The organism is Marinobacterium sedimentorum (assembly GCF_024267675.1).
Classification (GTDB): Bacteria; Pseudomonadota; Gammaproteobacteria; order Pseudomonadales; family Balneatricaceae; genus Marinobacterium_A; species Marinobacterium_A sedimentorum.
This window is the reverse complement of the sequence record NZ_JALDYX010000018.1, coordinates 26,200-48,328: the sequence shown is the minus strand read 5'-3', so window position 1 is coordinate 48,328 and position 22,129 is coordinate 26,200. Positions and strand designations below refer to the sequence as shown.

Below are 22,129 nucleotides of genomic sequence, written 5' to 3'. Positions count from 1 at the left end.
GCGTCTCTCTGTTGCGTATCAGGGGTGTTTCAGGCTGCCCAGTTCGCGCACGGCGACGGACAGCATGGCGAGGTTCGGCGTCTCGTTAAACCGGACTTCACTAAAGGTCTGTTGCAGGTTGTCGAGCAGCTGTGCGGCCTGCTCACGCCACTGCGCCAGGCGTGCGGTTGGCAGTGCGGCGGCATCGGTGCTACCCAGGATCAGGCGGCAGGCCTGGATCTGGGCCGCATCAACCTCCTGCGCCAGCGCGGCACGTGCCTTGCGCTGCCACAGGTCGCGCTCGGGCAGCGCGGCGATGCAGCGGCGCAGGGGCTTGAGCGCCAGCAGCTGTTCCAGCGCGAAATAGATGCCGGCGGTGGCCAGGCTGTCCTGGCCGCTGCTGTGCGCCAGCTGGACGATTTCCAGCCCCCGATACAGGTAGGGCAGGGTGGCCAGGCGATCTGCCAGCACGGCCGGGACGCCGGCCTCGATCAGGGTGTCGCGTGCCTGCTGCAGTTGCGCCAGGTCGTCTTCGGCCAGCAGCGCGGGCAGCTGCGCCATGAGGCCGGTCACCTGGCTGTCGTAGGCGGAGGTGCAGTCGGCGATGGCGATCAGGCCGGCATTGCGCCTCAGCAGCCAGAGCGTGGTGCGGTCCAGCAGATCCTGAATCTGGGCCAGCAGATCCCGGAACAGGCTGTCGTCCAGGCTGTTTTCCAGGGTTTCGAGCGCCTGCCAGAGGCTGTCGATATCCAGGATGCGCCGTGCCGCGACTAAGGCACGCACGGCATTGAGCGCCGTGCAGTGGGTTTCGGCCTGCAGGTAGCTGACGAAGGTATCGCCCATGCGGTTGCAGGTCTGATTGGTGACATGGGTTGCCAGCAGCTCGCTGCGCAGCGGATGCTGCTGCAATTGCTCGCCGTAGTGCTGGCGCACGGGGTGGGGGAAATAGCCCGGCAGTTCGAGGCCCAGGTCCGGGTCCTGGCCGATGCCCTGGGCGATCAGCTGATCGCACAGCCACAGCTTGCTGTAGGCCAGCAGTACTGCGATTTCGGGCCGGGTCAGACCCTGGCCGTTACGCGCCAGCTCATCCAGCTGCTCGTCACCGGGCAGGTATTCCAGCTCGCGGTTGAGACGGCCGGCCTTTTCCAGCTGCTGCATCAGGCGGCGATGGTCGTTGATCCGGGTCGGCGCCTGGGCATCGCACAGGCTGAGAATCTGGCTCTGCTGAAAGTTGTGCCGCAACACCAGCGCGGCGACCTCGTCGGTCATGCTCCCGAGCAGCTGGTTGCGGCTGTCGTCATCGAGCGCGCCCTGCGCCAGCTCGCGGCTCAGCAGAATCTTCAGGTTGACCTCATGGTCGGAGGAGTCCACGCCGCCGGCGTTGTCTATGGCATCGGTGTTGACCAGACCACCCTGGCGCGCGAACTCGATGCGCGCGCGCTGGGTCAGGCCCAGGTTGCCGCCCTCGCCGATGACCTTGACGCGCAGCTCGCTGGCGTCGACGCGCAGGTTATCGTTGCTGCGGTCGCCGACGTCGGTCTGGGTCTCCTGGCTGGCCTTGACGTAGGTGCCGATGCCGCCGTTCCAGAGCAGGTCGACCGGCGCCTGGAGGATCACCCGGATCAGCTCGTTGGGGCTGAAGCGGGTCTGGTCGGTACCCAGCGCCGCCCGCGCCTCGGGGCTCAGATCGATATGCTTGGCGCTGCGCCTGTAGAGACCGCCGCCGGCCGAAATCAGGCTCTGGTCATAGTCTTCCCAGCTGGAGCGCGGCAGCTCGAACAGGCGCTTGCGCTCCTGCCAGGTCGAGGCCGCATCCGGGGTCGGGTCGATAAAGATATGCTGGTGGTTGAAGGCCGCCACCAGGCAGATATGGCGGGACAGCAGCATGCCGTTGCCGAATACATCGCCGGCCATGTCGCCTATGCCGACCACGCTGAAGTCGTTCGTCTGGCAGTTGCGGTTCTGCTCGCGGAACAGCCGCTTGACCGATTCCCAGGCGCCGCGGGCGGTGATGCCCATCTTCTTGTGGTCGTAGCCGTTGCTGCCGCCGGAGGCGAAGGCATCGCCGAGCCAGAAACCGTATTCGGCACTGATGCGGTTGGCGATGTCGGAGAAGGTGGCGGTGCCCTTGTCGGCGGCGACCACCAGGTAGGGGTCGTCGCCGTCGTGGCGAACCACTTGCGGCGGCGGCACTATGGCATCGCCGACGCGGTTGTCGGTGATGTCGAGCAGGCCGCGGATAAAGGTCTCGTAGCAGCGGATCACCTCGGCCTGGACGGCGTTGCGATCACCGCCTTCGGGCAGCTGCTTGGGTACAAAGCCGCCCTTGGCGCCGACCGGCACTATGACGGCATTCTTGACCATCTGGGCTTTCACCAGGCCCAGTACCTCGGTGCGAAAATCCTCGCGCCGGTCCGACCAGCGCAGGCCGCCGCGGGCAATGGGCCCGGCGCGCAGGTGCACGCCCTCGACCCAGGGCGCATAGACGAAGATCTCAAACGCGGGGCGCGGCTCGGGGGCGAAGGGCAGCGCGCGGGTGTTGAGCTTGAAGCTGAGATAGCCCTTCCCCTGGCCGTCGTCCTGCCGGGTCCCGTCCGTCTGATAATAGTTGGTGCGCAGCATGGCCTGGATGACGCCCAGGTAGTGGCGCAGGATGCGGTCTTCGTCGAGGTTGTCGACGGCATCCAGGGCGGCGTTGATGGCGTCGACCAGGCTCTGCTGACGCGCATCACGGCTGGCGTCGGCGCCGGGCGCAAAACGTGCACTGAAGAGCTGGCCCAGCAGGCGGCAGATCGGCGGATTACGGAACAGCGCCTGCTCGATATAGTGCTGGCTGAAGGGCACGCCCAGCTGTTGCAGGTACTTGCTGATGGCCCGCAGCAGCAGCACCTGGCGATAGTCCAGACCGGCCCCCAGGATCAGCTGGTGGAAGCGGTCATCTTCGAGCTGACCGTAGTAGGTGCGGCTGAAGGTCTGCTGGAACTGGGTACGCAGGGGTTCCGGTGCCAGGTCCAGCCCGGTATCGCAGGCCAGGCGGAAATCGATGATCCAGAACGCCTCGTCAGCATCGCCGTGCGGGCTGGCGGCGGCCAGCTGATAGGGGGTTGCGCTGCAGACGCGCACGCCAAGGTGTTCGAGGATCGGCAGCACGTCGGACAGGGTGATGTCGCGGCCCCGCCCCAGCACCTTGAAACGCAGGCTGCCAGGCGCGGTCTGCTCCAGCTGGGTCGCGAGTTCGGTGTCCAGGCGGTCCAGCTGGCGCATGTCGGCGACTGCTGCCCGTGGCGGGGTATCGTCACGGTAGGCGGCCGGAAAGCGCTGTGCAAAGCGGTCGAACAGGCGATTGGCTTGGGCCTCGCTGAGCTGGTCCGACAGGGCCCCATGCAGCTTGTCGTGCCAGGTTTCCATGGCATCGCGGATCTGCTGCGTCAGCTGCGCTACGTCATAGCTGACCTGGCGGGCATGCTGGCAGTGAATGCTGAACTCGATCAGGGCCAGCGGCTGTTCGCCCAGGCGCACGCTGAATTCGGCGCTGTGGCCCTTGAGTGCCTGCAGGAGTATGTCCTGCACCCGTATCCGCAACTGGGTGTGGTACTGGTCGCGGGGCACCAGCAGCAGCACGTTGATGAAACGGCCATGGGTGTCGGGGCGCAGGAAGAGGCCGAGCCGGCGGCGTTCGACGCAGTCCAGCATGCCGGTGACCGTTTCCTGCAGCTGGGCGTAACTGGCCTGCAGCATCTCGTCGCGGGGGTAGTTGAACAGGATATGGCGCAGCGCCTTGTAGCTGTGGCTGTCGGTGGGCAGGCCACAGGACTGCAGCAGACGGCTGACATGCTGGCGGATCAGCGGAATCTGGGGGAGCGGGGTGTCATAGGCCTTGCTGGAGTAAAGGCCGAAGAAGCGCCACTCGCCGATGACCCGGCCGGCGGTGTCGGTATTCTTGATGCCGACATAGTCGAGATGCACGTCCTGCTGCACCGTCGAGCGGGTGGTCGATTTGGTCAGCACCAGGCGCTGTGGCGACTCCAGCAGTTCGCTGAGGTAGCGGTCGAGCTGAATGCGGCGCTGCGACTCGGACACCGGGTCACGGAAGCAGCCCAGCCCCGAACCATCGCGGTAACGTAATTGATAGCAGCCGTCCTCGCCCGGTTCGACATCGTAGTAACGAAAGCCGACAAAGAGAAAGTTCTCGTCGGCCAGCCAGCGCAGAAAGGCGACCGTCTCCCGGTCCGGCTCTGGTGACTGTTCGCAGGCCCTGGCCGCGGTGTCGATCTGGCTCAGCATCGGCCGCCAGTCCGCGACCGTGCAGCGCACATCCTCAAGTATCCGCTGCAGCCGCTGGCGGATGTGGAGCAACTGTTCCGCACTGGCCTGGTGATCGATCTCGAACCGCACCAGGGTTTCGCTGCACGCGCCCTGGTCCCCGCTGGCGCAGAAATCAAGCAGACGGCCATCGGCATCGCGGCGCAGGTGCAAAACAGGATAGGCCTGCTGGTGGATGCCGATACCCAGACGCGCCAGTTCGGTGATGCTGCTGGCGACGATAAAGGGCATGTCATCCATCAGGATTTCGATAATGCTGTGGTCGCTGTGCCACTGGTCCCGGGCGGGGTCCGGGTTATAGACGGCGACCTCGATGGTGCCGCTGCGCCGTTGCTGCAGGCGCTGCCACAGGGACATCAGGGCGCCGTAAAGCTGTTGCCCCGGCTGCTGCTGTTCATCCTGTTGCTGGTGTTGAAAATAGTGGGCCAGCAGGGTCTGCAGCAGCGAGGCCTGGCGGCTGTCATGCAGGTTCGCAATCAGGTCCTGTACGCCGGCGGGCATCGAACTTGTTTTGACTAACGGCAATGTTTCCATCGGTGATTTCAACTTCTTGTTATCAACGGGAGTGGGGGTGAAATGATTATCAGGGATCGCGCCACGGGCTGACAGGTGTGGAATTTTGCTCAGGCGACCCTGACTTTCACCCTGTTGCCATCTGCATCGCACAGCGACGCTTTTGGTAAAGTAGAAGGTTAAGATGCGACGACTATTCTTACTGCAGTCGCTTAACTGGCGCCGGTTACTGACATTGAAGAACACAGATCAAAAGAGCCGCACGAGGCGATACGGTTTTGTGCTGGTGCCGGAATTCTCCCTGACCGCCTTTTCCTGCGCGGTGGAAGCGCTGCGTACCGCCAACAGCCTGGCGGGCGAAACCCTGTACGAGGTGGTGCTGATCGGTGCCGACAGCGAACTGGTGCGCAGCAGCTGTGGCGTCGAGGTCAGGGTGGATATGCCGCCTGACCAGGTAACGCAGCTTGATGCGCTCTTTGTCTGTGGTCCGACGCCGGTGCTGCACAGTGGCCACGAAAAACTCATTGCCTGGCTCAGGCGCCAGTCGCGCGGGATACCGAGTCTGGGCGGCATCGGCACCGGCAGCTATCTGCTGGCCCGCGCCGGGCTGCTGGATGGCTACAGGGCCACCATTCACTGGCTGGATATAGCCACGCTGCGTGAGGCATTTCCCCGGGTCGAGGCCACCGGCAATCTGTTCGAGACGGATCGTGACCGCTATACCTGCAGCGGTGGTACCGCATCGATGGACATGCTGCTGTTCCTGATCGGGCGCGAGCATGGCATGGACCTGGCGTCCTCGATCTCGGAGCAGTTCGTCTGCGAACGCATCCGGCTCAGTGATGAAGTGCAGCGGGTGCCGCTGAAAGTGCGCCTGGGTACCCTGCAGCCGAATCTGATCGAGGCGGTAACGCTGATGGAGGCCAACATCGAAGAGCCGCTGAGCACCGATGATCTGGCCCATCATGTGGGTGTCTCGCGGCGCCACCTGGAGCGCCTGTTCAAACAACACCTGCAGAGTGTGCCGTCGCAGTATTACCTGGAGTTGCGGCTGGACCGGGCCCGGGTGCTGCTGCGTACCGATGACAAGCCCATCCTGCAGGTCGGCCTGATGTGCGGCTTCTCCAGCGCCTCCTATTTCAGTACCGCCTATCGCAACCACTTCGGCCAGACGCCGCGCGAGGAAAGGCGCAATGCCCATCCGCCGGCGAGCTCTCCCGAACTGCAGTCCAGCTTTGGGCGCTCCTTTGAGCGCTGAGACCCGCCGATAAGCGGCATTCCCGAGCGGTGGCCGAGATGCTTTTCCGAACCTGACTGTTCACCTGTGCGGTGTTTTTCCAGCTGTCGCCCGGCTCTGCGCCGGCCGTTACGGCAGTCGTCCGTTTACAAACCCATATGGCAACAAACAAGGCGAATTTAAGCCCCTGTTGCACTGCGTTAGTGCCCTGTTCAGGTGCATGTTCGCGCCCTTGCCGGGACTTTAGAAAAAACGGTCGCGACAGTGAAAAACCATGTCCTGTGGGCTAAAAAGTGCGTCGGGTGATTCTGTTAAGTTACTAGCACTGGATCGCGGCCCGGTTACGGGCCGGGTGTCATGCGAGGCGGATTGCGCCATCCATCAATAACAAAAACGAGCACCGAGGATAGTTTCCATGAAAATTTCGAGACGGCTTTGTACCCTGTTGACGCTGCTGGGACTGGTCGCCAGTCCGGTTTGGGCCAAGGACTGGAGTTCGGTGCGCATCGGCAGCGAAGGGGCCTACCCTCCCTTCAACTTCTTCAATGCCAGCGGTGAGCTGGTGGGCTTTGATATCGAGATCGGCCAGGCGCTCTGTGCCAAGATGGCGGCCGACTGTACCTTTGTTGCCCAGGACTGGGATGGCATGATTCCGGCGCTGCTGTCCGGCAAATACGATGTGATTCTGGCCTCGATGTCCATCACCGAGGAGCGCAAGCAGCAGGTCGCCTTCACCGATCCCTACTACAAGGCGGCGCTGACCTTCGCCGGCCCCGCCGACAGCAGCCTCACCGATTTTAGCCCGGCCGCGCTGGAAGGCCTGGCCATAGGCGCTCTCAGTGCGTCGACCCAGGCGGAGTTCCTGCAGGCCAACTATCCCGAATCCGATGTGCGTCTGTACCGCAGCCAGGATGAAGTGAACCTGGATCTGGCCAGTGGCCGGCTGGATCTGCAGGTCAGCGACCTGTTGCCCATGCTGGACTGGGTAACGAACAGCGACGATGGCAAGTGCTGCAAACTGGTGGGTGAACCCATCATGGATGCCAAGTACGCCGGTGAAGGCACCGGTATGGCGATCCGCCAGGAGGACCAGGAACTGCGCCAGAAGCTCAATGACGCCCTGGCGGCCATCATTGCCGATGGCACCTACCAGGCGATCAATGCCAAATATTTCCCGATCAATATCTACGAGATGAAGTAGGCGCATCAGAGCCGCTCGCCAGTGCGGACCTGAGCATCCATTCTGCTCGGGATGCCGCCCTGGTTTCATCCCGTAACTTCCTCCCGTAACAAGGGGCAGGTTCAGCATCGACGACAGATCGGCACCCAGGTGCCCGGTTGATACGCCTGATCTGAATGCTGCCCTCTTGGCGAACCCGCCCGGAGAGTCCCTATGAATGATCTCGCTTTGCTTGGCTTTGGTGCCGATGGCTGGGGCGACGAACTGTTGTCCGGCCTGTGGGTGACCGTGCAGCTGGCCGTGACGACCCTGCCGCTGGGCCTGCTGATCGGCTTTGCCGTGGCGGGTGCGTCGCTGTCGAAGAATCCGTGGCTGCGCCGTTTTGGCCGGGCCTACACCACGGCGGCCCGGGGTATTCCGGAGCTGCTGACGCTGTTCCTGGTCTACAACGGTGTCGCTATCCTGCTCAACGCGGCCTGGCGCTGGTTTGATCCACAGTCCGGTTTCGTCGAGCTGAGTCCTTTCGTTGCCGGTGTCGTGGCGCTGAGTGTCGTCTTTGGCGCCTTTGCCGGCGAGGTGCTGCGCGGAGCCTTTCAGGCGCTGCATCCGGGACAGGTCGAGGCCGGGCTGGCCGTCGGGCTGAGCCGGCTGGATCTGTTCTGGTTTATCAAGCTGCCGCAGATCTGGCGCTTTGCCTTGCCGGGTCTGGGCAATCTCTGGGTCAATCTGATCAAGGATACGGCGCTGGTGTCGATCATCGCGCTGAATGACCTGTTGCGCATGACCAACATCGCGGTCGGGGCCACCAAGAAACCCTTCACCTTCTTTCTGCTGGCGTGTGCTGCCTACTGGATACTGAGCATTCTGTCCGAGATAGTGCTGGCCAGACTTGAAACCCGCGCCAATCGTGGCATCAGGAGGGCCTGAGCATGACTCTCATCACTGAATACGGACTGGCATTAGTGTCGGGCGCCTGGCTGACGCTGAAGCTGTCCGGTCTGGCATTGCTGTTCGGCGCCTGCATTGCGATGCCGATGGCAATCGCGCGCAGTTCCCCGCGGCGCTGGCTGGCCATTCCGGTACGCATTTATATCTCGTTTTTTCGCGGCACGCCGATGCTGGCGCAGCTGTTTCTGGTCTATTTCGGCGCCGGGCAGTATCGCCACGAATTGCAGGCGCTGGACCTCTGGTGGCTGTTTCGGGATCCCTTCTACTGCGCCTTGCTGACCTTCATCCTCAATACCGCGGCCTATCAGGCGGAACTGCTGCGCGGCGGTATTCTGGGCGTGCCGCTGGGAGAGGTCGAAGCGGCCAAGGCCTATGGCATGTCCGCATGGCTGCGCTATCGGCTGGTCATCCTGCCGCACGCCTACCGCATCGCCTTCCCGGCACTGGGCAACGAGGTCATCCTGCTGCTCAAGGGCAGTGCCATCGCCAGCGTGGTAACGCTGTTTGATCTGATGGGCCAGACCCGGGCTATCTTTGCCAAGACCTTTGATTTCTCCATCTACCTCTGGGCGGCCCTGCTGTATCTGGTCATCACTATGCTGATTGTGCGGCTGTGGCGCTATCTGGAAAAGCGCATCAATCCGCACCTGTACCGCCAGGTGATGGTGACGCCGGCACCCGCCGCGGCTGCCAGGGGCCAGACGACCTAACTGATTCGGAAGCACGATTATGACTACTCAGGTTTTGCACAACGGCCGGCCTCAGACGGATCAGATACCGCTGGTGGCCCGTGACATCCACAAATCCTTCGGCAATTTCGAGGTGCTCAAGGGCATATCCCTGACATCGCGACAGCAGGACGTGACTGCGATTCTCGGCTCCAGCGGCTCGGGCAAGAGTACTTTTCTACGCTGCCTGAATCTGCTTGAAGTGCCGGATTCCGGTGATCTTCTGGTGCATGGTCAGCAGGTGCATATCGAGAAAAACCGCCAGGGCGAGTCGGTGCCGGTGGATGAAAAACTGGTGGAGCGTATCCGCGCCCATCTGGGCATGGTGTTCCAGCAGTTCAACCTCTGGTCCCATATGACTGTGCTGGAAAACTGCATGATCGGCCCGCTGCGGGTGCTGAAACAGCCGAAGGCGGAGGTCGCCGAACGGGCGCGCTACTATCTCAACAAGGTTGGCCTCGATGAGCGCATGCAGCACTACCCGGCCCACCTGTCCGGCGGCCAGCAGCAGCGCGCGGCCATAGCCCGGGCATTGACCATGGAGCCCGATGTCATGCTGTTCGATGAGCCGACCTCGGCACTGGATCCGGAGCTGGTGGGGGAAGTGCTGCTGGTGATGCGCAAGCTGGCCGAAGAGGGCCGCACCATGATAGTAGTGACGCACGAAATGGCCTTTGCCCGCGAGGTGTCATCCCATGTGATGTTCCTGCATCAGGGACGGGTGGAGGAGGAGGGCGCGCCCCAGGTGCTGTTCAAAGAGCAGCAGTCCGATCGCTTCCGGCAGTTCCTCAGCAGCAATTTCTGAGGTCGCTGTCGGGCTGAAGTTCATCCTGCGATTGTCCGACTATTGTTGTGGTGCCGTAGAGCAGTGCGAAGCGCAGCCGTGTAATACGGGTGCGCTTCACTATTTACCCCATCTTGCCCCATCGTCACTCACAGCGTTGCCAGCGCATCGATCAGGGCCCGTTCGCCATCGCTGAAGCGCGATTGCGGATTGTAGATCAGCTGGATGTCCGCTTCCGGTAAATCATTGTACGGCGGTAGTTGCCATAACTCGCCTCGCTCGACGAAGGGGCGGGCCAGGTGTGCCGGCAGGGCGCCGATGCCGATGCCGTTGACGATCATCCGGCAGACCTCCTCGACATTGCTCGAGGAGCCCCGCACCTGCTGGCCGATCGACGCCAGTGCCCGCATGGCGGTCACCGGACCCATGTAGTCCCCCCCGAGCACATCGGAGGTGAAGCCGATATAGCCCTGGCCCCGCAAGTCTTCCAGCTCCAGCCCCTGACGTCCGAACAGTCGGTGCGTGCGCCCGCAAAAGATGGCGTACTGTTCGCGGCCGAGCAGCACCTTGTGCAGCGGTGTCGGTATGTCGGCATCGCAGATGCCCAGGGTGACGGTGCTCTTTTCCACCGCCCGGATCACCTCCGCGGTGGTCGCAATCTCAATTGTCAGTGTCACCCCCGGGTGGGCCCCGAAAAAGCGCTGCAGCAACTGATCGAGCCGGTCACTGGTGACCTGGCTGATACTGATAATGCGTACATGGCCGGTGGTATCGACATCGGCGTCGTGCATGACTTCATTCAGGCGCGAAACCTGGCGGTAGACCTGGGTGGCTTCCTCGTACAGTTTCTGTCCGGCCGGCGTCAGTTCGAAATGCCCCGGTCGGCGGTCGATCAGCTTGCGCCCGACGGAACCCTCAAGGCGTTTCAACGCGGCGCTGACGGTGGGCTGCTGCAGGCTCAGGCGGTCGGCCGCGGCGCTGATACCGCGGGCCTGAACGATAAAGATAAAGGTGCGCAGCAGATTCCAGTCCAGCCGGGTGGCGAAGCGTTCGAGCTGATTGTGCGGGTTGAACTCGGTGGCCATGGGGTCCCTCGACAGGCTGTTGGCGTGGCGTTGGCAGAGTATAGATTAAATCTATATTCGAGATTTAGAATAACATTTTTATCAATATTCGGTGCTCTGTTACCGTCGACTTATCCATCGGGCCCGCCGTGAAACGGGCCCGCTCCCGAGTCTGACCGGTATCATCGCCATGAATCCCAGTGCCTGCCTGCATATTGATCAACAGCTATTGAGCGAGAACGTGCGCCTGCTGCAGGCCCTGTGCCAGCGCCAGGGCGTTGAGCTGATTGCCGTGGTCAAGGCCGGCTGTGGTCTGGAGGGCATCGCACGGGCGGTTCTGGCCGGCGGCTGTGGCATGCTGGCCGATTCGCGTCTGGACAATATCGGGCGCCTGCAGCAGGCCGGGGTTGATGCACCCATGGTGTTGTTGCGCCTGCCGTCCCCCTCGCACGCCGATGCGGTGGTCAGGCTCGCGGACATCAGCCTGAACTCGGAATACGACGCCATCGAGGCCTTGCACCTGGCGGCGTTGCGCCAGGGGCGGGTGCACCGGATCATGCTGATGGTCGAACTGGGCGATCGTCGCGAAGGTGTGGTGCCGGCGCAGTTGCCGACCCTGGTTGAACGCTTGCGACCACTGGGCGGGGTCCGGGTCGTCGGTATCGGCAGCAATTTCGGCTGTCTGGGGGGCGTGCGCACTACGGTAACCAATCTTTCGGAACTGGTGCGCTGTGCCAGGGACGTCGAAGCCCGGCTGGGTTATCGCCTGGAGCATGTGTCCGGCGGCAATTCCGGCGCCCTGCCGCTGTTGCTCCAGGGGCGTCTGCCCGCGGGAATCAATCAGCTGCGGGTCGGCTTTTCGATGCTGCTGGGGCGTAATCCCTATACCGATGAGCCGCTGCCGGGCCTGCATACCGGGGTTTTCGAGCTGGAGGCCGAACTGATCGAGATCCAGACGAAACCCTCCTTGCCGGAGGGCGAGGTGGTACTGGATGCCTTTGGCCAGGTGCCGCACTTCGAGGACCGCGGGCCCCGGATCCGCGGGATTGTCGGGCTCGGCCGCCTCGATACGGACCTGGCAACACTCAGGCCTGCCGATCCGCGAATCGAGGTGATCGGGGCCTCGTCGGATCACCTGATCCTGGACCTGACCCGCAGCGGGCCGCACCGTATCGGCGAGCGGATCCGCTTTGTTCCAGGCTACGGTGCCCTGGTGCAGGCCATGCTCTCGCCCTATGTCTGCAAACAGTTCCGACAACCGGCACTCACTGCTGAGCCAGTACCTGCTCGATGGCCGCTTCCAGCTTCACCATGGCGGCGTTGATATCCTCATCGGGGATGATCAGAGAGGGCGTAAAGCGCAGCACATTGGGGCCGGCCATCAGGATCAGCAGCCCCTGGGCGCGGGCGGCGGCGAGAAACTCACCGGCCTTGCCATGCCAGGCATCGATCAGTTCTGCACCGATCAGGAGGCCTGCGCCGCGGATCTGCTTGAAGATTTCCAGCTTGTCACCGATGCGTTGCAGGTGCTCGACAATGAGGCCATGTTTGCGGCTGACATCGGCCAGCAGCGCGGGATCGCTGACAATGTCGAGCACTTTGCCGGCCACGGCGCAGGCCAGGGGGTTGCCGCCGAAGGTGCTGCCGTGGGCGCCAAAGCCAAAGCTGGCGGCGATATCGGCGGTGGTCAGCATGGCACCGATGGGGAAACCGCCGCCCAGACCCTTGGCGCTGGTGAGAATGTCGGGTGTTACGCCCATACCCATATAGGCGAACAGCTTGCCGGTACGGCCTACACCGGTCTGGATTTCATCGTAGATCAGCAGCGCATTGTGCTGGTCGCACAGCTCGCGCACCGCCCGGGCGAATGCCGCCGTGGCCGGGATGATGCCGCCTTCACCCAGAATGGGTTCCATCACGACGGCGCAGGTACGTTCTGAAATGACTGCCTTGAGCGCCTCTATATCGTTGTAGGGCACATGGGTAATGCCGCCGGGAGCCGGTTCAAAGCCCTGGCGGTACTTGGGCTGGCCACCGACGCTGACGGTAAAAAGGGTGCGACCGTGGAAGGACTGCTCGAAGGCGATGATTTCGTGCTTCTGCGGGCCCACATGGTCGTAGGCATATTTGCGTGCCAGCTTGAAGGCCGCTTCGTTGGCCTCGGCGCCTGAGTTGGCAAAGAACACCCGTTCGGCAAAGGTCTGCTGGGTCAGCTGCTGCGCCAGCGCCAGTGCCGGTTCATTGGTGTAGACGTTGCTCAGATGCCAGAGAGTGTCAGCCTGATCCTTGAGTGCCTGCACCAGTTGCGGGTGACAGTGGCCCAGCAGGTTGACGGCAATGCCGCCGGCCAGGTCGATATAGTCGTGGCCTTCCTGGTCCCACAGGTGCGAGCCCTGGCCGCGCACCGGAACTATGGCCTGGGGCGCATAGTTGGGCACCATTACTTCATCAAAGGTTTGCCGGTTTACCGGGGTACTTGTCATGGCTGTCCTCTCGCATGATTCCATTACAGGTTGCGCAGGTTGCTCAGTTCCCGCACGGCGACGGACAGCATGGGCAGGTCCGGTGTGTCGCTGCTGCGTATTTCACTGAACAGCTGTTGCAGGTGCTGCAGGATGGGCCTGCTCTGGGTCTGCCAGTGCTGCAGGCGCTGATCCAGATCATCGCAGCTTTTGATGCCGCTGAGTACTGCTGCGCAGGCCTGGGCCAGGGCGCCATCGACTTCCAGTGAAAGGGCGCGGCGGGCCTTGCGCTGCCACAGGTCCCGTTCCGGCAGCGCCAGGATCATCTTGCGCAGTGGGCCCAGTTCCAGGTGCTGCTCCAGGGTGAAATAGACGCGGCTCGCCGTCTTGCTGTCCTGTCCGCTTTTCAGGCAGAGCGCGACAATTTCCAGTCCGCGGGACAGGTTGGCCAGGGTCGCCAGGCGCTGGGCCAGGGCGACGGGAAGTCCTGTGTCCTGCAGGGCCTCGCTGTCGTGCTGCAGATGTTCCTGCTCAGCGGCATCAAGGTAGGGCAGCAGCATGTCGCTCACCTCGGTGACACTGCTGCCGTAGCGTGCCAGCAGGTCGGCGATGTCCAGGTTGTTGCCGTGGCTGCGCAGCACCCAGAGGCTGGTACGTTCGAGCAGCGAATGGATGCGCAGCAGCTGGCGGCGGAACAGACTGTCCTCCAGCTGACTTTCAAAGCATTCGAGTTCCCGCCAGATCGCGGGCATGTCCAGCAGCTGGTGGGCGACCATCCAGGCGCGTACCGCATCCAGCGCGCTGCAATGGGCTTCGCTCTGCAGGTAGCTGACCAGGGTCGAGCCCATGCGGTTGCAGATCAGGTTGGTGCAGTGGGTGGCAATCAGCTGCGGGTGCAGCGGGTGCTGCTGCAGCGCAGCCCCGAAGCGCTGCTGGATCACATCGGGAAAGTAATTGTGCAGCTCCCGGGCCAGACAGGGATCGTCACCGATGCCGTCCGCAATTAGCTGATCGCACAGCCATAGCTTGCTGTAGGCCAGCAATACCGCAATCTCCGGGCGGGTCAGGCCCTGGCCGTTGCGTGCCAGTTCATCCAGTTGCTCGTCGCTGGGCAGGTATTCCAGCTCGCGGTTGAGGCGCCCGGCCTTTTCCAGCTGCTGCATCAGGCGGCGGTGGTCGTTGATGCGCCTGGGTGCGACCTGGTTGGCGGCGCTGAGAATCTGGCACTGTCCGTAGCTGTGCCGCAGCACCAGGCGGGCGATATCCTCGGTCATGCTTTCGAGCAGCGGGTTGCGCTCGTCCGCGTCGAGCGTGCCGGCGATCACCTGCTGGTTGAGCAGGATTTTCAGGTTGACCTCGTGGTCGGACGAATCCACGCCACCGGCGTTGTCGATGGCATCGGTGTTGATCAGGCCCCCCTGGCGCGCGAACTCGATGCGCGCGCGCTGGGTCAGGCCCAGGTTGCCGCCCTCGCCGATGACCTTAAGGCGCAGCTCGCTGGCGTCGACCCGCACATTGTCGTTGCTGCGATCACCCACCTGGTCGTGGCTCTCCTGGCTGGCCTTGATATAGGTGCCGATGCCGCCGTTCCACAACAGGTCCACCGGTGCCTTGAGAATTACCCGGATCAGCTCGTTGGGCGTAAAGCGGGTCTGTTCGGTGGCAAGCAGCGCCTGGGCTTCGGGGCTCAGGTCTATATGCTTGGCGCTGCGCTTGTAGAGACCGCCGCCGGCGGAGATCAGGCTCTGGTCATAGTCCTCCCAGCTGGAGCGCGGCAGCTCGAACAGCCGCTTGCGTTCCTGCCAGCTGGAGTCGGCATCGGGTCTGGGGTCGATAAAGATGTGCTGGTGGTTGAAGGCGGCCACCAGGCAGATATGCCGTGACAGCAGCATGCCGTTGCCGAACACATCGCCCGCCATGTCGCCGACGCCCACCACGCTGAAATCTTCGCTCTGGCAGTTGCGGTTCTGCTCGCGGAACAGGCGCTTGACCGACTCCCAGGCGCCGCGTGCGGTGATGCCCATCTTTTTGTGGTCATAGCCATTGCTGCCGCCGGAGGCAAAGGCATCGCCGAGCCAGAAGCCGTACTCGGCGCTGATGCGGTTGGCGATGTCGGAGAAGGTGGCGGTGCCCTTGTCGGCGGCGACCACCAGGTAAGGGTCCGGGTCGTCGTGGCAGATGACATTGGCGGGCGTCACTATGTCATCGCCGACGCGGTTGTCGGTGATATCGAGCAGGCCGCGGATAAAGGTTTCGTAGCAGCGGATCACCTCGGCCTGGATGGCGTTGCGATCGCCACCTGTGGGCAGCTGCTTGGGTACGAAACCGCCCTTGGCGCCGACCGGCACTATGACCGAATTCTTCACCATCTGCGCCTTGACCAGGCCCAGTACTTCGGTGCGGAAATCCTCGCGCCGATCCGACCAGCGCAGGCCGCCGCGGGCAATGGGGCCGGCGCGCAGGTGTACGCCCTCGACCCAGGGCGCATAGACGAAAATCTCGAAGGCCGGGCGCGGTTCGGGGGCGAATGTCAGCGCACGGGTATTGAGCTTGAAGCTCAGATAGCCTTTGTCCTGCTCTTCATCGGCCTGGTAGTAGTTGGTGCGCAGCATGGCGTTGATCACGCCCAGGTAGTGGCGCAGGATGCGGTCTTCGTCGAGATTGTCGACGGTTTCCAGCGCGGCCAGGATATCGGCCGCCAGCAATTGGCCCAGTGCCTTGCTGCCCGGCGGTGCCTGGGGGTCGAAGCGGGCATTGAACAGTGCCAGCAACTGGCGGCAGATCTGCGGGTTGCGGAACAGAGCCAGCTCGATATAGTGCTGACTGAAGGGCAGGCCGAGCTGCAGCAGGTACTTGCACAGGGCCCGCAGCAGGGTGACCTGGTGATAGGAAATGCCGGCGCGCAGAATCAGCTGATTGAAGCGGTCATCCTCCAGTTCGCCGTAGTAGGTGCGGATGAAGCTCTGCTGGAACTGTTCGCGCAGGGCGCTGTTGCCGAGGTCAAATTCGGTTTCGCTGTCCAGGCGAAAATCGATGATCCAGAACGCCTGCTCGTCCTCTTCACCGATGGCATAGGGGGTGGCATCCAGCACTCGAACACCCAGGTGTTCCAGGATCGGTAGTACATCGGACAGGGCCAGGCTGCGGCCGCGCCCCAGTACCTTGAAGCGCACGGGGCCTGTGTCGGGACGGTACAGCTGGGTGGTCAGGGCCGCGTGCAGGGCGTTGAGCTCCTGGATGTCGGCCACCGCCGTGCGGGGGCTGTGATTGTCGCGGTAGGCGGCGGGGAACTGCGCCCCAAAACGCTCAAACAGCCGATTGGCCTCGGCTTCGTCAAAATTGTGCAGCAACGCCTGATGCAGCTTGTCCTGCCAGCTCTGGATGGTATCGGCGATCAGGCTGCGCAGCAGGTCGCGGTTGTACTCCTGGCGATGAGCCTGCTTGCAGTGGATGCTGAACTGGATCATGGCCAGCGGCTGCTCGCTCAGGCGCACGCTGTATTCGGCGCTGTGCCCCTGCAGCTGGCGCAGCAGTATGTCCTGTACGCGGATGCGAACATCGGTATTGTACTGATCCCGCGGCACCAGCATCATGACGTTGATAAAGCGACCGTAGGTGTCGGGGCGCAGAAAGACACCAAAGCGGCGCTGCTCCACGCACTCCAGCATACCGTTGATGGTTTCGTGCAGCTGGTCGTAGCTGGCCTGCAGCAGCTCGTCCCGTGGGTAGCCGTAGATGATATGGCGCAGCGCCTTGTAGCCATGGGTGTCGCTGGGCATGCCGGAGGCATCCAGCAGGCGCTGCACGTGTTGGCGAATGCGCGGAATCTGGGTGATGGGGGTGTCATAGGCCTTGCTGGAATAAAGCCCGAAAAAACGCCACTCGCCGATGACCTGGCCGTCGGGCGAGGTTTTCTTTACGCCGATGAAATCAAAGTGCGCCTGCTGCTGCACGGTGGAGCGGGTGGATGACTTGGTCAGCACCAGCATCTCCGGTGCCTCCAGCTGACGGCTGAGATGGTCGTCCAGCTCCAGGGTGCGCTGGGACTCGGAAATGGGATCGCGAAAGCAACCCAGACCGCTGCCGTCCTCATAGTGCAGTCGGTAGCGTTTGCCTTCGATGGGTTCGACCCGGTAAAAGCGAAAGCCGACAAACAGAAAGTTGCCATCGGCCATCCAGCGCAACAGCTCCACGGCCTCGTGGTTGTCCTCGCACAGGCTGCAGACCTCACTTTTTTCGCACCAGCTGGCGGCCTCTTCGACCCGTGCCAGCAAGGGTTTCCAGTCGGCCACCGTGTAGCGCACATCAAGCAGCACCTGCTGCAGACGCGACTCCAGATGCTCCAGTACCTGGGGGCTGGTCTGGCGATCGATTTCAAAGCGCACCAGGGTTTCAACGGTCTGGCCGGGAGCGTCCTTGCTGTTGTCGCAAAGTTGCAGCAGCCGACCCTGTTCATCGCGTTCAACGCGGTATATCGGATAGATCTGGCGGTGGATCGACAGACCCTGGCGGGCGAGCTCGGTGGCACAGCTGGCGACGATGAAGGGCATGTCGTCCATGACAATTTCGATCACGCTGTGGGAGTTGTGCCAGTGATCCTGTTGCGCATCAGGATTGTAGGCGCGGATCAGGGTTTGCTGTGGCAGGCGTTGCTGCAGACTGTGCCAGATATTGAGCAGGGCGCCGTAGCGGTCTTCTGCCGTCATGCTGGTGTCACCGGCGGCTTCGTCGGCCTGGGGGTGGAATACATGCTCGCTGAGGCGCTGCAGCTGTTCGGCCTCGTGGGTGGAATGTCGGGCACTGATTAGCGCCTGCAAGTCGGTTGTTACGCGGCTGTGGTGTGCAAAGTTCAGGGCCATGGTTCTCTGTCTTGTTATCCTGTGGGCCCGCTAAGTATCAGTCAGAATTGCTTACTTCGACAGCGAAGGGCGTGGATAGGTGTGCCGACCCAGACTGGGGCGAGCTCAGATAGCGCATTCGGGCGCCATCCGGATGAGGGATGCCGGGCCCTTTGACATCAGTGGTTGAGACCACTGCGCTGTTTTTAGCCTGATCATAGACCGACAATGACAACGGGGCGCCGGGTGATAGACAGCGTTAACTTGTTCCTCAAGTTCGGCTGTTAATGCGCAAGATCCCAAACATGGAATTCGGATCAGAACTGAACTAATAGTTAAGCGCTACGCTGGCGCGAGTTGATAGTGACCAATCACCTCGAAATGACAACGATATTCAGTGGTAGAACCACAAGGACAGGTTGTGAATGCTTCAACCGATAAGGATGGAGACACTGCGGTCGGTGGTACCAAACGGGGTTCAGGCGCAAGCACCCTGGAGGATGCCGATCAGCGTCTGAAGGACTGGGTTGATGCACTGTTGCCCGGTATGGCTGTTTCGCTGTCTGCCCCTGCTGACCAGGGAGCCGCTCCGCTGGTTGGTCTTTATCTGCTTGATCTCCATGCTTCTTCGCCCGCCAAGGGTCCGCGACGAAGTCCGCAACAAATAGAGCTGGGGTATCTGGTAACAGCTTGGGCACCCAGTCCCGAAATGTCGCATTCGATGCTCTGGGCGCTGGCGTTTGGAGCCATGGAAATGGCTGAATTCGAGGTCGACCTGACACCCATATCGAGCCTGCTATGGCAGGCATTCGGGGTGGTCCCACGTCCTGCGTTTATGCTCCGTCTATCCCTGCGGCGTGAACGATCCGAAGAACCTGTCAGATTGATCAAGTCGGCGATCGAGCTGAATGCATACCCCATGGAAAGCATGACAGGACTGCTGCTGGGGCCACATGACATACCCATCGCCAATGCGCGCGTGTCGCTCCCGGGGTTGCGTCTGAGGGCACACACCGATGCACGCGGGTGTTTCCGCTTTGCGGCTATCCCTTCCACGACGGCGGTACAGCGTTTTCACATTCAGGCCCGGGGTCGCGAATTCATGATTGAGGCCCATTACAGGGCCGGCGATCTGGAGCCTCTCATCATCCATATCGATCCAGAGGATGTTTGACATGGCAACAAGTTACATGACACCCGGCATTTATATCGAGGAGGTTTCTACTGGCGCCAGACCGCTGACGGCGGCGGGAACCAGTACCGCGGCTTTTCTTGGCGTGGCGCCGGCGGGCGATGCCCATCTAAACGAGGCGGTGGCGATCAATAACTGGTCACAGTTCGTCAGGGAATTCGTGAGCCCAGACAGCGAGAGCACTGACCTTGCCCGGGCGGTATTCGGTTTTTTCAACAATGGAGGCGGACGCTGCTACGTCGTCAATGTGGGGCCCGGTAATTCCATTGCAGGCGACGCACGGCAACGCACCGGGATCACCTGCCTTGAGCAGATCGACGAAATAGCCATAGTGGCAGCGCCGGGAATATCTGACGTTATGTCGCACGATGCCCTGTTGTCGCATTGCGAGTCGCTCGGTGATCGCTTTGCCATCCTCGACTGCCCGGAGCTGGTTGAGAACATTGACCTGTTGAAAGAGGTGGCTACGGCCGCGGTGACGCCGGCCAAAGGTGGTGATGCCGAGGAGGGCGAAACGGCACCGCGTCGCCGGGGTGGTCAGGCGGCCGTGGGACTGCGCCCTCGCAACAGTGACCGGGGCTTCGGCGCTTTTTACTTTCCATGGATCAGGGCGCGCGACCCGCTGCGCGCTGGCGCGATCGTCAATACGCCACCATCCGGTCATCTCGCCGGGCTCTATGCACAGACGGACAGCACGCGTGGCGTGCACAAGGCACCAGCCAACGTCGGCGTGCGAGGGGCGCTGGGCCTGACGTACCAGGTGACGCGTGAGGAACAGGGAGAACTTAACAGCAAGGGTGTGAACTGCATTCGTTTCTTCCCTGATGCCGGTATCAGGGTCTGGGGTGCCCGTACTCTTGCGGAGCAGGCCAGCGAATGGCGATATATCAACGTGCGGCGGCTGTTCAACATGATCGAGGAAACCATCGCCGGCGGCACCCGCTGGACGGTATTTGAACCCAACGATGAACGCACCTGGAAGTCAGTGGAACGCGATATTCGAGCGTTTCTTACGTTGTTATGGCGGGACGGTGCACTCAAGGGCACGACGCCTGAGCAGGCTTTCTTCGTCAAATGTGACGCCGAAACAAACCCGACTGAGGTGGTCGATGCTGGCCGGCTGATCACAGAGGTCGGTATAGCGCCGGTAAAACCAGCCGAGTTCATCATCTTCCGTATCGGCCAGTGGGCTGGGGGCGACGAGACTGAACAAGCCGCCAGTGCTGAAGAAAGCGCCGAGTAATAAGGAACGAAATCATGCCAGAATCTGAAATTTTTCGCGCATACAACTTTGTGGTCGACATTCAGGGTGTAGGGTCGGGTTATTTCTCAGAGGTGAGCGGCCTTGGCGTTTCGGTGGAGACAATCGAGTATCGTGAAGGCGGCGGTGCGCCGGCAGTGCGAAAACTGCCTGGGCGGGTCAGCTACGCCGATATAACTCTGAAATGGGGCATGAGCGAATCACGGGAACTCTGGGATTGGCTGATGGCGACGACCGAAGGGAATTTCGAGCGTCGCGATGTATCCGTGATTCTGCTCAAACCCGATGGTCAGCAGGAAGATACGCGCTGGAATCTGTACAACACCTATCCGTCAGACTGGCGTGGAGCGCGGCTGGAAGCCATGGGCAATCAGGTGGCGATTGAAACCCTGACACTGGTCATTGAGCGCTTGGAGCGGGCTTAACCATGGATCTGGGCCGGCGTGCAAAAAGGGTACTCGTCCAGCTGGTGCGTGCACTGCACATACGGGTCGGGCGCCTGGCTGATCGTTTGGACGCCAGCAGCCGACTGGCCGATGAGTCCGTGGCAGAGCCAGGTATCGACGACGAGGCCCAACGGGCACCAGGCACAGGTCAGGGCACGGGCGGACCTCCGGCGCACTGGGTAAACCTTGTACGTCGCCATGCACCTCAATTATTGCGCCCCGCTGCAACCGGACAGCCTCTGCCGGCAACGACTGCGCCCCCGACGCGGGCAGGGCACCTGCCTGCGACAGCCATAGCGGTCGGGAATCAGCCCCAGGGAGCCGCTGATGATGTGCGCCAGGCGCCGCAACGGGCGCTGCCGGAGCGCCGCTCAATGTCGCCGTTGCGTCAGCCCGATTCAGCGCAGGGCGCAGGGACCGAAGGTCGCCGTGTCTTAGAGCCGGTAGCCGCAGGCGATACATCGCGTCTCTGTGAGCCCGTTATGCACCGCGAGCCTCACCGCGGCGTGCCGCCCTCAGTCCCTCCTGTGCCGGGTTTCGGTGTGCGGCGGCCCCTGTCGGCGAGCCAGACAAGCGCGCCTCGGCCCGCTCTAACGGCAACGGCGACGCTGCAGCCTAATCGGCCTGAGCCGGGCCACAGGACGCCAAAGGGCCGGCCACGGGCCCAGGCTGAGACAGCTGCATTACCCACTGGGCCAATGGCATTGCGTGATCCGAATGATGGGCTGGAGCACCTACAGCGGCGGCCTGAACCGCACTGGCCGGAATCGGCCTTGCCGTCAGGCGCCAGATCTGTCCCGAACAGTGGGGCGCCAGCTGCACCGCCTAACGGCTTGAGCAGAACCCCGCACCGGGGCGCAGGTCATGTGATGTGCACTGAGTCGCAGGCGTCACTGGGCCATTCGGGGGACGCCGGCACAGCACCGGTGCCTCAGCCGCCAGCCGCCAGGGCACCGCTTGCTTCAGCGGGCCCGTTTTCACACACAGTGGAACACTCTGCCAGGTCTTGGACGCGGGCTTGCGAGGCAGCGTCGCCCGCGGCGAACAAGGCGCCAAGAGTGCAGCGGACAGCGTCGTTCGCCGGTGACGCTGACACTAGGCCGGCTTTTTCCGAGCCGCTCTGGCCGCGACTGGCAGATGAGCCGGATCTAGCCGCCGAACCCGGGGGGAAACC

13 protein-coding genes are annotated in these 22,129 nt (G+C 62.5%); 9 read left to right on the top strand and 4 right to left on the bottom strand.

What is annotated here, in order from left to right; translation table 11 throughout:
* Positions 1 to 18: 18 nt before the first annotated feature.
* Positions 19 to 4,803, bottom strand: a complete 4,785-nt coding sequence (locus MRS74_RS15050) for an NAD-glutamate dehydrogenase (protein ID WP_254581101.1) — start codon at positions 4,801 to 4,803, stop codon at positions 19 to 21.
* Positions 4,804 to 5,050: 247 nt separating this feature from the next.
* On the opposite strand from MRS74_RS15050, the gene MRS74_RS15045 reads away from it, so the two are divergent.
* The 5 genes from MRS74_RS15045 to MRS74_RS15025 all read left to right on the top strand — a co-directional run bounded on the left by MRS74_RS15045 (position 5,051) and on the right by MRS74_RS15025 (position 9,713).
* Positions 5,051 to 6,073 (top strand): GlxA family transcriptional regulator, encoded by a 1,023-nt coding sequence (locus MRS74_RS15045; protein WP_254581100.1) that lies wholly within the window; start codon positions 5,051 to 5,053, stop codon positions 6,071 to 6,073.
* Between the two features lie 394 nt (positions 6,074 to 6,467).
* Positions 6,468 to 7,253: an ABC transporter substrate-binding protein gene (locus tag MRS74_RS15040; RefSeq protein WP_254581099.1), complete on the top strand. Its 786-nt coding sequence runs from the start codon at positions 6,468 to 6,470 to the stop codon at positions 7,251 to 7,253.
* A 192-nt stretch (positions 7,254 to 7,445) separates the two neighbouring features.
* Complete coding sequence (locus MRS74_RS15035; RefSeq protein WP_254581098.1) at positions 7,446 to 8,159, top strand: ABC transporter permease; 714 nt, start codon at positions 7,446 to 7,448, stop codon at positions 8,157 to 8,159.
* Between the two features lie 2 nt (positions 8,160 to 8,161).
* A complete protein-coding gene (locus MRS74_RS15030; protein ID WP_254581097.1) occupies positions 8,162 to 8,890 on the top strand; it encodes an ABC transporter permease in 729 nt (242 codons plus the stop codon).
* Positions 8,891 to 8,909: 19 nt separating this feature from the next.
* Complete coding sequence (locus tag MRS74_RS15025) at positions 8,910 to 9,713, top strand: ABC transporter ATP-binding protein (RefSeq protein WP_254581096.1); 804 nt, start codon at positions 8,910 to 8,912, stop codon at positions 9,711 to 9,713.
* A gap of 128 nt (positions 9,714 to 9,841) precedes the next feature.
* Here MRS74_RS15025 and MRS74_RS15020 read toward each other — a convergent pair whose 3' ends face one another.
* Complete coding sequence (locus MRS74_RS15020) at positions 9,842 to 10,777, bottom strand: LysR family transcriptional regulator (RefSeq protein WP_254581095.1); 936 nt, start codon at positions 10,775 to 10,777, stop codon at positions 9,842 to 9,844.
* Between the two features lie 169 nt (positions 10,778 to 10,946).
* Here MRS74_RS15020 and MRS74_RS15015 point away from each other — a divergent pair, with 169 nt between their 5' ends.
* Entirely contained in the window at positions 10,947 to 12,080 is a 1,134-nt protein-coding gene (locus tag MRS74_RS15015; RefSeq protein WP_254581094.1) for an alanine/ornithine racemase family PLP-dependent enzyme, read from the top strand.
* On the opposite strand, the gene MRS74_RS15010 is transcribed toward MRS74_RS15015, so the two are convergent.
* Both MRS74_RS15010 and MRS74_RS15005 read right to left on the bottom strand, forming a co-directional pair.
* Entirely contained in the window at positions 12,022 to 13,239 is a 1,218-nt protein-coding gene (locus MRS74_RS15010) for an aspartate aminotransferase family protein (protein ID WP_254581093.1), read from the bottom strand. The two genes, MRS74_RS15015 and MRS74_RS15010, sit on opposite strands and share 59 nt — an antisense overlap.
* Before the next feature lie 23 nt (positions 13,240 to 13,262).
* Positions 13,263 to 18,077: an NAD-glutamate dehydrogenase gene (locus MRS74_RS15005; RefSeq protein ID WP_254581092.1), complete on the bottom strand. Its 4,815-nt coding sequence runs from the start codon at positions 18,075 to 18,077 to the stop codon at positions 13,263 to 13,265.
* A 400-nt stretch (positions 18,078 to 18,477) separates the two neighbouring features.
* Here MRS74_RS15005 and MRS74_RS15000 point away from each other — a divergent pair, with 400 nt between their 5' ends.
* From MRS74_RS15000 to MRS74_RS14990, 3 genes are read left to right on the top strand one after another with little or no spacing between them, the layout of a single operon-like run.
* A complete protein-coding gene (locus MRS74_RS15000) occupies positions 18,478 to 19,230 on the top strand; it encodes a hypothetical protein (RefSeq protein WP_254581091.1) in 753 nt (250 codons plus the stop codon).
* 1 nt (position 19,231) lies between these two features.
* Positions 19,232 to 20,491, top strand: coding sequence for a phage tail sheath family protein (locus tag MRS74_RS14995; RefSeq protein ID WP_254581090.1), 1,260 nt, complete (start codon positions 19,232 to 19,234; stop codon positions 20,489 to 20,491).
* A 14-nt stretch (positions 20,492 to 20,505) separates the two neighbouring features.
* Positions 20,506 to 20,934, top strand: coding sequence for a phage tail protein (locus MRS74_RS14990; protein WP_254581089.1), 429 nt, complete (start codon positions 20,506 to 20,508; stop codon positions 20,932 to 20,934).
* The last annotated feature ends 1,195 nt before the right edge of the window (positions 20,935 to 22,129 follow it).